The 12,720-nt window shown below is 36.2% G+C and carries 10 protein-coding genes; 2 read left to right on the top strand and 8 right to left on the bottom strand.

Annotation, left to right across the window (positions count from 1 at the left end):
- Positions 1–2: 2 nt before the first annotated feature.
- From ACLI50_RS18655 to ACLI50_RS18625, 7 genes are all read right to left on the bottom strand, one after another.
- Positions 3–971, bottom strand: coding sequence for a quinone oxidoreductase family protein (locus tag ACLI50_RS18655; protein ID WP_202842242.1), 969 nt, complete (start codon positions 969–971; stop codon positions 3–5).
- 247 nt (positions 972–1,218) lie between these two features.
- Positions 1,219–1,800 carry a Crp/Fnr family transcriptional regulator gene (locus ACLI50_RS18650; protein ID WP_110008917.1) on the bottom strand — a complete coding sequence of 194 codons (582 nt, stop codon included), beginning with the start codon at positions 1,798–1,800 and terminating at the stop codon, positions 1,219–1,221.
- 47 nt (positions 1,801–1,847) lie between these two features.
- The gene (glmM, locus tag ACLI50_RS18645; protein WP_110008918.1) at positions 1,848–3,230 is read right to left on the bottom strand and encodes a phosphoglucosamine mutase; all 1,383 of its coding nucleotides are present in this window, start codon (positions 3,228–3,230) and stop codon (positions 1,848–1,850) included.
- 69 nt (positions 3,231–3,299) lie between these two features.
- Positions 3,300–4,316, bottom strand: a complete 1,017-nt coding sequence (locus ACLI50_RS18640) for a DUF4421 family protein (RefSeq protein ID WP_411414402.1) — start codon at positions 4,314–4,316, stop codon at positions 3,300–3,302.
- A gap of 218 nt (positions 4,317–4,534) precedes the next feature.
- Positions 4,535–6,568 (bottom strand): ferrous iron transport protein B, encoded by a 2,034-nt coding sequence (gene feoB / locus ACLI50_RS18635; RefSeq protein ID WP_411414401.1) that lies wholly within the window; start codon positions 6,566–6,568, stop codon positions 4,535–4,537.
- Positions 6,568–6,822 (bottom strand): FeoA family protein, encoded by a 255-nt coding sequence (locus ACLI50_RS18630; protein ID WP_082798751.1) that lies wholly within the window; start codon positions 6,820–6,822, stop codon positions 6,568–6,570. Before ACLI50_RS18630 ends, feoB begins: the two co-directional genes overlap by 1 nt.
- 133 nt (positions 6,823–6,955) lie before the next feature.
- The gene (locus ACLI50_RS18625) at positions 6,956–7,855 is read right to left on the bottom strand and encodes a GLPGLI family protein (RefSeq protein WP_202842234.1); all 900 of its coding nucleotides are present in this window, start codon (positions 7,853–7,855) and stop codon (positions 6,956–6,958) included.
- Between the two features lie 181 nt (positions 7,856–8,036).
- Between ACLI50_RS18625 and ACLI50_RS18620 the strand changes: the two genes are divergently transcribed.
- Positions 8,037–8,534, top strand: a complete 498-nt coding sequence (locus ACLI50_RS18620; protein WP_062672748.1) for a DinB family protein — start codon at positions 8,037–8,039, stop codon at positions 8,532–8,534.
- 56 nt (positions 8,535–8,590) lie between these two features.
- Here ACLI50_RS18620 and ACLI50_RS18615 read toward each other — a convergent pair whose 3' ends face one another.
- Positions 8,591–11,368, bottom strand: coding sequence for a TonB-dependent receptor (locus tag ACLI50_RS18615; RefSeq protein WP_411414400.1), 2,778 nt, complete (start codon positions 11,366–11,368; stop codon positions 8,591–8,593).
- A gap of 445 nt (positions 11,369–11,813) precedes the next feature.
- Between ACLI50_RS18615 and ACLI50_RS18610 the strand changes: the two genes are divergently transcribed.
- The gene (locus ACLI50_RS18610) at positions 11,814–12,695 is read left to right on the top strand and encodes a cupin-like domain-containing protein (protein ID WP_110008924.1); all 882 of its coding nucleotides are present in this window, start codon (positions 11,814–11,816) and stop codon (positions 12,693–12,695) included.
- Positions 12,696–12,720 lie beyond the last annotated feature (25 nt).

Raw genomic sequence — 12,720 nt, 5'->3', positions numbered from 1 at the left:
GGTTAAATTCTTATGACCAGGCGTTTTCCACTTTGTATCTCAGCATTCCATACAGTTTCGATATTTTTAATATCAACATCCTGTGTTTCCATTTTAATTTTTCCTTCTGTTGCTGCCTGAAACATTTCAGGGATGATTTTTGAGAACAGGAGGTGAGATTCTTCTTTAGTCCAGCTTCCCAATCCTGATCCTGAAATCTGAATATCGGTTCCTCTTAGGATCTGTGAAGACAGCTGAACGATATCACCGCTCATTCCTCCTATTGTTATGAGTTTTGTTTTATGCGAAAAAGTTCCGTCTCCTTTAAGAGCTGACAGTATAACTTCTACAGAATGCCCCCAGATATAGTCTATAATAATATCTATAGGAGTTTCCATATGAATTTCTTTTATTTTCTGCTTACAATCATCATCTTCCAGCCTGAGCGAAATCACCTCATCGGCACCTAATTCAAGCAAAGACTGCAGAGATTCTTCATTTCTACCGGTAACAATAATTTTACCTGCTCCATATATTCTGGCCACCTGAACGGCAATTTTCCCTGTAATTCCAGTTGCTCCGTTAATCAGTACAGTATTTCCCGGTTGCAATCCTGCTTTGAATTTTAAGGCCATTGCGGATCCCATTATTGCATTGGGTAATGCGGCCGCCAAAGAAAAGTCCAGTTTTTCAGGAATGGGAATGATCATTTTTTTATCAGCCACTGCCTTTTCCGCTACGGTTCCTTTTTTGCTGAAAAAATACACTTTATCTCCGTTTTGAAGATATCCTGCTCCATCTGTTCCGATAACTGTCGGCTGGTGTTCCTGGTTTTCAGTTGAATAGTGATTTCCACCTGCTCTGGCCCTGTCGAGGTTTTTAATCGACGCTGCTTTTACAGAAATCAAAATTTCATTGTCCTTTACTTCAGGGGGCGGAAAATCTGCATATTGTGGAATACTTCCTTTTTCAAATACTACTGCTGCTTTCATTCTTTTTAATTTTTACGTAAAATTAGGAGGGAAGAAGGCTGCGAAGCGATAACATTTGTTATGAGTTTTGGATTTTGGGAAAGGAAGCTGGGGGTTTATAAAGACGGTAATAGAGTTAAAACAGTTAAAACGCTGCGGTCGCTAGGAAACATGATATTGTTATTATTTGCGAACATTGCATTTAAGATGAGTCAGAATTTATGCAGTTTCTTTTTAAACTTCCGGCTTCCGGCTTCCATCTTCCCGCTTATTTCAATCTTTCTTTCAATATTTTACTTTTGATTCTGCTGAGATGTACGGTTGTAATCCCAAGATAGGAAGCTATATAATGCTGCGGAACTCTTTTGATAATTTCCGGTTTTTGCCTGACAAGGTTCAGGTATCGCTGCTGTGGTGAGTCTTTAATGAATGAAAAGAAATGTTTCATATAATCGAATACTCTTTCAAAAAGAGCATCCATAAAGAAATTTCTGAGCTCTGGATTTTCATAAACTTCTTCTAAGAAAGCTTCCACATCAGGTTTGTTGATTCTGTATAAAATACATAGTTCTATGGTCTCAAATGACACCATACTCGGCAGGCCTTTTTTAAAACTTTCAAGGGATGAAAACATGGTACTTTCAAGAAAAAACTGGAATGTTATATCTTTTCCGTCGTTATTGTACCAGGCTCTTACCATACCTTTTTCAATATAATAGGCATTACAGGACACCTCGCCTTCTTTTAAAAGCAAAGTTTTGGAAGGAACTTCCATGCGTTCGAAACTGCCCAGAAATTTTCTCCACTTTTCTTTGGGGAAAGGAAATCTGTCTTTGATATGTTCAAACATTTCTGATATAAAAAAGAACGGACAATATGCCCGTTCTTCCTATATTATTAGATTAAACTCTTGATTTTAGCAATGATATCATCTCCCAACTGATCGGCTTCTTCCTGAGATTGAGCTTCAGTATAAATTCTGATGATTGGCTCTGTATTGGATTTTCTAAGGTGAACCCAGTTGTTTTCAAAGTCTATTTTTACACCATCTACTGTAGAAACTTCTTCATTCTTGTATTCCTGCTCCATTTTGCTTAAGATAGCATCTACATCAATCTCCGGTGTCAGCTCTATTTTCTTTTTACCCATGAAATAGCCCGGATATCCTGCTCTCAGTTCAGAGACAGTTTTATTTTCTTTGGCTAGATGCGTTAAGAACAGTGCAACCCCCACTAAAGAATCTCTTCCGTAATGTAAATCAGGGTAGATAATTCCTCCATTTCCTTCTCCTCCAATGACAGCATTTTTCTCTTTCATCAGAGTAACTACATTTACTTCTCCTACAGCGCTCGCAAAGTATTCTGAGTTGTGAGTCTGTGCCACATCTCTCAGAGCACGGCTTGAAGAAAGATTAGAAACAGCTACTCCATTTTTATGTTTCAGTAAGTAATCTGCAACGGCAACCAGGGTGTATTCTTCCCCAAACATTTCTCCTTTTTCATCAATCAGGGCCAATCTGTCTACATCCGGATCTACAACGATTCCCAAATCTGCATTTTCTTTCTTCACCAATTCGCAGATATCTCCCAAATGTTCTTTTAAAGGCTCAGGGTTGTGTGGGAAGTGGCCTGTTGGCTCACAATATAATTTAACGGTTTCACAACCTAATTTATCCAAAAGCATTGGAATAGCAATCCCTCCTGTAGAGTTTACCGCATCCAGAACAACCTTAAAGTTCTTCGCTTTGATGGCATCAACATCTACCATTGGCAAATCCAGGATCTGCTGAATATGGATATCGAAAGCATCGTCTCTTGTTTCATATTTTCCAAGATCATCAACTTCTGCATAGTTGAAGTCTTCACTTTCTGCAAGAGCCAGAACTTCAGCACCGTTTTCACCGCTGATGAATTCTCCTTTTTCGTTTAATAATTTAAGGGCATTCCATTGTTTTGGATTATGAGAAGCGGTAAGGATAATTCCTCCGTCTGCATTCAGCTCAGGCACCATTACTTCAACAGTCGGAGTTGTAGAAAGGCCAAGATCTATCACATTAATCCCCAATCCCTGTAATGTAGCTGTAACTAAGGAAGAAACCATTTGGCCGGAAATTCTGGCATCTCTTCCAATGATAAGAGTAAGATCTTTTTTGTTTTTATTATTTTGAAGCCAGGTTCCGAAAGCGGATGCGAATTTTACAACATCCAGCGGTGTTAAGTTATCATTTACTTTACCACCAATGGTTCCGCGAATTCCGGAAATAGATTTTATTAATGACATGATGTTTTTTTAATTTATTTTGTTTTCTCTAAATTTTCCAACGCAAAGATACTTAAAAGACCCTTCAACTTATAAAACCGGAATCTTTTTTTGGACTTTATCATAGGTATCTTTCACAACTTTCGGTGGCGCAAAACGATACCCTATATATAACAGTCCATAAAGGTTATTATTCTCTACACTCTGGCTGTTTTTCTGATCGTAGGCATAGCTTTTAAAATTTATTTTACCTCCGAACAGAAACCGGTCAGTATTATAACCCACATGAAGACCGCCCTGCATTCTTATAGTTGCATATTGGGCATTTTGTTTTGTTGATCCGTTATCAAGCTCTCTGTAACTGGAGAATTTACCTCCAATCCCAACAGCCAGATGAGGTGAAATATTTACTTTTTTTCCAATAACCCAATTATAGAAATATCCAATATTGCCTCCTATATTATATTGTGTATTCTTGCTTTTAACTCCGTCAATAGTATTTCTGAAAATAGTAAGATCATAATCTATAAACGGTACCCAGCTTCCGCGGCTTTTCTTCTGCCATTCTCCTTGTGTATAGATACTTCTTGCTGAAAAATTTTTATTGAGAATATAGGATGTAGACCCGCCAAAGGTTTGTACCCTTAAATCCGGAAACTGAATATAGGGATCTCTTCCTTCCTGCCATTCCGGAGATAGTTCTTTCATGTTTTCAACATAAAAGCCTTTTACATTTTTATAATAAACATTTTGAATAAATCTTCCCGGAAAAAACCTGAAGCTTAAGTCGGAGTAAGAACTTTTCCCTTTCATTTCATCATCATTATTTCCCTCTAAAAATCTGGGTGCAAATGATACTGTCGCACTTATTATTCTATAATCAATTGAAAACGATGTTTTCGTTTTATTGTTGATAGACAGGTCCATATTGAACGCATTCTTACCTTCTCCTGATGAGAAAACATAGCTTTCAATATTGGTGTCAAGATTCACACGAATCATTACCTTGTCTGCGTAAGACTTGGTATTTATGGTATCTGTTTGTGCCTTTCCGAAAATGCCCAGTAAAGAAAATACTATTAATGATCCTGCTTTTAAAAAGTTCAACCCGAATAATTTATATTAGAAAAAATGAAATTACTACATTTTTTTCAATATCCGTTGAACCCAATATTAAGAACAGCCGCAATCTTTATCGCAGTGGGTTCTTTTGGAGCTGAATTTCTTTGGAGCGAAATTCTTTTTAAGTACTTTAAATAAAGAATAGCAGGCGAATGCTACAATTAGTATAACAAGTACGTACTGAATAATTAATGATGAGTCCATTACTTTAAAATCTGATATACTATCATCGACACAAAATATGCCAAACCTGTCATCATGACTACCTGAAAACTGGTCCATTTCCAGCTTTTGGTTTCTCTGTAGACTACTGCAAGTGTAGAAACACACTGCATTGCAAATGCGTAGAAAAGAAGCACCGAAATTCCGGTTGCAAAACTGAAGACTTTTTCTCCGTTGGGTTTTACATCTCTTCTCATTTTATCAATTACTTTCACTTCCGGAGCATCATCTTCCAGGCTATAGAGCGTAGACATTGTTCCCACAAAGACTTCTCTTGCCACGAAACTTGTAAGAATTCCTACACCCATTTTCCAGTCGTAACCAAGAGGAGCAATTACAGGTTCTATTCCTTTACCCATTTTAGCAAGGTAAGAATGATCCAGGTGAACGTCTGTGGCTACAAACTCATTTGTTTTTTGGCTTGGCCCGAAATAGCTTAAAAACCAGATAATGATACTTACGATGAAAATTATTTTTCCGGCTCCCGTAATGAATTCCCATACTTTTCCTAAAACCATTTTAAAATCATATCCGAAAAGCGGCTTTTTATAAGCAGGAAGATCCATTACGAGATATGTTTTTCCTTTGCTTTTAATAAATCTTTTGAGAATTGATGCGGAGAATAAAGCGACCAGGAAGCCAAGAAGATACATCCCCATCAATACCAGTGCCTTATATTTTATTCCTAAAAATGTTCCTTCTGAAATAATCAGTCCGATGATAATACTGTATACCGGAAGTCTCGCAGAACATGTCATGAATGGTGTTACGAGTATGGTCAGCAATCTTTCTTTTACATTTTCAATGTTTCTTGTAGAAATCACCGCAGGAATTGCACAGGCAGTTCCTGATACAAGCGGAACTATACTTTTACCGTTAAGTCCGAAGGGGCGCAGCAGTCTGTCCATCAGGAATACTACTCTTGCCATATATCCTGAATCTTCGAGCAGGTAAAGGAAATACAAGAGAATTCCGATCTGTGGTGCAAAAACCACAATTCCTCCTATACCAGGAACAATTCCATTTGAAATCAATGAATTAATGGGGCCTTCAGGAAGATGTTCGCTGGTAAATGCAGCCAGCCAGGAGAATGTATCTTCAATCCAGCTCATCGGATATTCTGCAAGGAAGAAAACACTTTGGAAAATAATCAGCAGAATTGCTAAAAAGACTACATAACCCCAGAATTTATGAACTAAAACTTTATCCAGTTTTTCGGTTAATAATTCTTTGAACTGAGCCTTTTTAGAGATGACATCAGCCAGAATTTTGTCCACATTCTGATACCTTCTTACGGTTTCCTGAACCTGCAGCCTTTTCGGTACTAAGCTTTTAGAATCCGGTTCATTCAGCTGTTCCATTACTCCGCTGATTCTTCCAAGATCAGTTCCCAATGAAAGGCTCATCCAGGCTTTATATTCATTATCGAAACCTTTATGTGCCGCCAGTTTCTGAATAAAGTCTCTATGTTCACTCGGTGTTTCAAAAGAAAGTTGATCTGTTTTTACAAATTCGTTGTTATAAACAGCTTTCCTTACTTTATCAATCCCGATCTGTTCTTTGGCATTGGTCTGAATAATTTTTATCCCTAATGCTTCGGAAAATTTTTGAATATCTATAGTGATTCCTCTTCTTTCTGCCTGGTCAATCTGATTGACAATCAATATCATAGGAATTCCAAGATCCTGAATCTGCTGAAACAGAAGCAGTCCTCTTTTTAAACTTAATGCTTCAAGAATATAAACAACTCCTGCATAGTTTTTCTGCTCATCAATAAGATATTTGGAAAAAATAGCCTCATCTTCTGAACTCGGGTATACACTGTAAGAACCTGGAAGGTCAATAACCTCTACTTCTTCGTTTTTGTAAACATAGTTCCCCGAATGACTTGCAACGGTAACGCCGGCGTAGTTCCCGGTCTTCTGCTTTTTGTTGCAAAGCGTGTTGAAAACCGTTGACTTTCCTACATTAGGATTCCCGACTAAAAGTATCTGTTTTTTCTTGTTTTCCTGCATTAATTCAATTCTTCAACAATGATGTAATCTCCTTCTTCCTCACGAAGAGCAATCCGGCTTTTTTCTGCTCCAAATTCTACATACATTGGCCCGCTAAACGGAGCCTGATACAAAATTCTGAAAATGGTCTCCGGAAGAAGTCCCATTTCAATAATTTTATTGGGCATTTTAAGATGGTCGTTATCATATCCCAATATCTTCCCCATTTTGTTTTTAGGGAATCCACTTAATTTATGTAATCCTTTCTCTTTCAAAGCCTAATTTTTAGTCCTGCAAATATACGCTATTTAAATTTAATCTAAATAACGTTTTAACATAAAAGAAATCACCCCAAACACATTGCTGTATCTGGGGTGATTCAAAATATAATTTAGTTGATATGAAGTCTTATTTTTTCTTCTTGTCAGAAGGCTGTTCTTTTTCTATTGGATTATCGTTAGATCCGAAGAAATCTTTCACTTGTTTTTCAAGTCTTTTCATAAAGTCACCTACAGTTCCATCTGTTCCTGGCATTGGTCTGCTCATATTCTCTGCAGTCATATATGGACGGGATTCTGCAAAAGGATCTGCTTTGTATCCTTCATAAGATTTAAGAAACTTTTCTTTTGATGTAGGCGTTACTGTATTGCTCATCATTCCCATTTTGGCATTAATCTTATCAGCATAAGATAATTCTTCGTAGTTTTCTATTTTTTTATTGCCGCTTAACTGCCATGAGTAATTTTTATCACCATCTTCAATTTTTACAATCAGCCCTGGAAGTCCTTTAAATTTGTAAGGTCCATCCTGAAAAGGGATATCCGAACTGAACCATGCTGTCCATGTTCTTCCTCCAAATTCAGTAGTTGCTTTCTGAGCATTGTACGCGCCTATTTTTTGTTTATCTGGTAGAATACTCCATTGCAGCTTCGGATCGTCTTCATATGAAAACAGATTTCTGCTGATTCTGTCTACATACTGTACTTTCATGTCAGGATAAGTCTTAATAATTTTATAGGAAAATTTCGGCCACCTAATCAACTTGGTCATATCCTTAAAAGATTTGGTTTTCTCCATTTCTTCTATCTGAACTTTAATGATAGAATCCTGAGCGGGCATTGTATAATCCTGATAGATTGATTTTTTTGGCGTGATATCAAGAATGGTAATGATTTTATCCATTCTTGCTGAATCTTTCTTAGGCTTAAAAGTCAGTTCATAAAAGAAACGGTTGGCTGTTTCTTTCGACTCCTGAGCGCCTGCAAAAGCAAACAGAGTGATCAAAAATATAGAGAATAACTTTTTCATTGTAACAAGTTTATATAATTAGTAATCATATGTCTTCTTTTGTTACAGTTTTTTTCAAATTTTATTTTCCAGTAAAAAATATTCTTCCTTTTCAATCTTTACTACTTAAAAAATTATGATTCTGTTAGAACAGTTTCATTTTTAAAACGCTTACCTTTAAGTTTCTAAAAAACAAAATATTATGGACACTTTATCTCAATTAAAATCCGAACTGGAGGGAGAATTTCAAACCACAAAAAAATTTATTGAACTATTCCCTGAAGGAAAAAATGATTATGCTCCGCATGAAAAAAGTATGAAAATGATGCCCCTTGCCACCCATCTTGTAGAAGTTTTTGAATGGCCGAACACAATTTTAAAAACTTCTGAACTGGATTTTGCCAAAGGAGATTATAAACCTACCATTCTTTCTACAAGAGATGAACTGATGAAAAAACTGGAAGATGATTACCAGTCAGCAAAAACAGCATTAGAAAACAGTACAGAAAACGATCTGAATCCCAGCTGGACGATTAAAAATGACGGCCATGAGCTGGCAAGCTGGAGCAAATATGGGGCAATACGCCATGCCTTAAACCAGATTACTCATCACAGGGCTCAACTAGGAGTGTATTACAGGCTGAACAATATTCCTTTGCCGGGAAGCTATGGGCCTTCAGCAGACCAGCAAAGTTTTTAATTAACATCTCAATATATCTCAACAAAAAACCAATCCGCATGGATTGGTTTTTTGTTTTATTTAAAGTTGAATTTTACGGTTAGCATGACCTGGCTTGGGCGAAGCTGAATTTTCGTGTAAGAAGAACTATTTGTTGTTTGATTGATATTATAGGTTTCAAAGAATTTTCTGTTAGCAATATTCAACCATTTAATTTCAAAATCAATTTTCTTTTTAGACCATGAAAATTGGTAAGAAATATCATAGAACGCATTTTTATATTTATTACTTCCATCACTTGTATTCACCTGATCCCAATTGAATCCAATCGTATGGTCTTCTATAGGATAGAAATAAACTGCCAGATTGTGATTAAATCCTGTATTGACACCGAGCCTGCTCTGATTAGAACTCAAGCCTATATTATCTTGCTTGTTTCTTGATAAATTAAGTGTATAATCTACACTCGCCCAGCTAAAATAGGTATTATTGAACTTAAGTCCATAAGTCTGAGTATTGTTTTTGCTCAAATATTGAGTGTCATCCAAGAACGCATCACTTTTTGTCAATGTATTTCCATAGCTCACAGAAGCATTGGTCTTGAATTTTGGAAAGTATTTACCAACCTCAACATTAAATCTATTACTCTTTGAATGATTTTCTCTTTCAATGTATCGGATTAAAGTAGACCCCGTTGCTGCATCCAAAATTGGAGAAGAAAGCAAATTTCTTTTACTATCACTCAATGAATAATTAATATTAAAGAATAGATTGTTTAATGGATTTCTGTATTCAATTCTAGATCCTGCCATTTTTGACGTTATTTGAGGTATCGGGTTATTAGGATCCATTACATTAAATCCTCTAGGGCTTAATAACATGTAACCTGCATAAGCCGTTTGAATATCTCCAAAATTATTGCTGATGTTTCCATTCAAACTTGCTTTCCAGAATGAAGCAAATGAATACTGAATAAAAGCATTTGGAGTAAACGTTGTCTTATTTAGTGATTTTGAAACTCCTCTTAAATCATCTTCAGCTTTAATGCTATTGAAATTTGCTGGAAAATTTGCAAAAATACTCCAAGCTTCAGATTTATAATTAACACCTAGCGAAGCAGAAGGAACAATTTCTGTAAATTTCAGGTTGTTTTCATAAATACCATCATTGAAATTTGGCGGTACATCATTCGGCACAGAAGGATTTTGAATTGCTTGCCCATCAAAGTTTGTATTTAGCTTATCTGTAGAGAAATCAAATCCCACCTGAGGAGTGAATGTCCATCCTTTTTTAGAAAAACTAATATTTGCTGAATGTGAGGTATCTAAAGTTTTTAGTCTGAACTGTTGTAGCGCTAAAGTGCCTGGTGCAAAATTTACAATGCCATATCTATCTTTTTCGTTAGGATCGTTCGGGTTTACCTTTGGAAGTTTGTATGGCAGCTGTAAATAACTTGCCGGATCTACTTTCAATGTCTGCTGATCATCCTGATAATTGATATATGATTTGAAATTCACCATCTTTTCTCCCCATGGAATAATAGTACTCAATGAGTTTTGGAAAGATGATGTTGGAGATTCCACTCCCTGATTTCCTGATCTTCCTGCTCTTTCAGCAAATGCTCTGTCTGCATTCCAGAACTGGCTGAAACTTGTGGTATTTTTAAAGAACCCTTTCTTAGCATTTTTGGTAAAGATCAATTCTCCCTTCAGTTTATCTGTATAAAAATTATTTCTGGTACTCATCACTACAGTAGACTGTTGTGGTCTTTCTTTAGTTGGAAAATAAGTTGTTTCATTATAATCCTCTCTTTCTACTGCGTTATTTGTATAATTTGCATTAAGCTTCAATTCCCATTCCTTCTTTTTATCAATATTTGTTAAATAGTTTGCAGACAAATAGTGAACGTTATTCATCAAATACCTTTTCACTGGTAAATTTGGTGTACTTGCATTTTCTACACTCAGCCAGTTATTTTGAGAAATATTACTTCTTCTTCCTTCCCATGAACTTCCAAACGCCAGAATATTTCCTTCATTTTCTACCTGTTCCCCCATGTTGTTGGTTTTATAATTGACGACCCATTGGCTTTTTTGTCCGAAAAACATGGGAGTCAGTTTTACATTCCAAAGCCATGGATCTCCGAAACCGGTCCCTACTTCACCTCTCCCGGTCATGGTAACAGAGTTTTTAAGTTTGATATTGATAGCTGCCTGATCTGAAGGTACTTTATCCTGAAGGATTTTTACCGGCTGGTGGTTCTCCAGAACTTCTACTTTCTGTACGGCATCTTTAGGAAGAGAGTTGTTGATGGTTCCATAGCCTCCTTCCATAAGGTCTTTTCCGTTGACGTAGAATTTATTGATGGCATTTCCCTGATAAAGAATTGTTCCGTCCTTGTTTACTTCAATTCCCGGAATCTTCTTCATTACATCCGCAAGGGTTCGGTCATTTTTACTATTGAAAGCCTTAAGATCATAAGAAATGGTGTCACCTCTTGCGGTGATCATTTTGGTTTTCAGCTGTACTTCTTTAATTTCTGTAGCTTCAGACTGCATTTTAAAGTTCAGAGTCTGATCGCTGTTACTGATTTGCTTTGTAAGAGGTTTCTGATTGAACGCTTTCACTTTCAGATCCACATTGGATTCAGCGGAAGTGAAGGTTACTTTATATTCTCCTTTTGAGTTCGTAATAGCGTAAGCAAGAATAGCGTCTTTGCCGGGCTCTTCGATCGTCACACTGGCACTGGGTATCGCGACCCCATCATCATCGGTGATCTTTCCTGAAACCGTTTTCTGCGCAAAAGTAAGCACAGTAAAGAATAGCATCAGAAATAAAGAAATATTTTTTTTCATACTTATTATTTGCTCAATTAGTTAATGGTTATTGTTTTTTGTTACACTTTTTATAAAGATGAGTTTTACGATTAAAGGTTAAATCTTTATCACTACAAACATAGTGATAATTTTTAAACTTTTGTTTTTCTATGAAAAAGAAATATATTAAAAAAGAATCAAAACGATTCGCCCTTTTTTTTATGATATCTATTTCATGATAAGATGATCTTTGGCATATAGATTCTGCAAAAGAAGAGTTAAATTAATTTTTGATTTGTGTAACATAATATGAATAGGTTTTGTCTTAATGAAGGCATAAACAACAATTTTAAAGGGAAGTAAGAAAATTGATATTTTTACTTATTCTAAATAGGAAAATCTGATTTGAATCATAGATTAAAAAAAAATTAAACACTCGTACATATATATATATTTAATAATTTTGTAACATAAAATTTATAAAATGGGAATTATTTTAAAGCCTATAGATGTTGTAGAAGACATTTCTAAAGAAGATTTCTACGAAAAATATCTGAAGCCAAGAAGGCCCGTTGTCATCAGAAATATGGCAAAAAAGTGGCCTGCTTATCAAAAATGGACGATGGAATATATGAAGGAAGTTGTAGGAGATGTGGAGGTTCCGCTATACGACAGCTCAAAGGCAGATCCTTCGGCTCCCATCAATGCATCAGCAGCAAAAATGAAGTTTGGAGATTATATAGATCTTATCCAGCGAGAGCCAACCGATCTTAGAATTTTTCTCTTCGACCCTATAAAATATGCCCCGAAATTACTGGAAGATTATATTTCTCCCAAAGACCTGATGGGAGGATTCCTGGATAAATATCCGAATATGTTCTTTGGTGGAAAAGGATCAGTGACGTTCCTTCACTTTGACATTGATATGGCTCATATTTTCCATACTCACTTCAACGGAAGAAAACATATTCTTCTTTTTGATTACAAATGGAAAGAAAGGCTGTATCAGATTCCGTATGCAACCTATGCCCTGGAAGATTATGATATTGAAAATCCTGACTTCACCAAGTTCCCTGCACTGGATGGTGTGGAAGGAATTGAGTGTTTCCTTGAACATGGAGATACATTGTTCATGCCTACCGGATGGTGGCATTGGATGAAATATCTGGACGGAAGTTTCTCAATTTCTTTAAGAGCCTGGGACAAATCATGGGCTGTAAAAGCACATTCCCTATGGAATCTTACCGTACAGCGTAAATTTGACGATATCATGAAGTCTAATTTCAAAAAGAAATACATGGACTGGAAGGAGAAAATGGCGATCAAAAGAGCAGAAATAGCTTTGAAAAGAGGCTTACCAAGATAATTAAAAAAAGGCGTTTCCGTGGAAA

It is taken from the genome of Chryseobacterium cupriresistens, assembly GCF_046614675.1.
In the GTDB taxonomy this organism is placed as follows: Bacteria; Bacteroidota; Bacteroidia; order Flavobacteriales; family Weeksellaceae; genus Chryseobacterium; species Chryseobacterium cupriresistens.
This window is presented reverse-complemented; position numbering and strand designations above follow the sequence as displayed.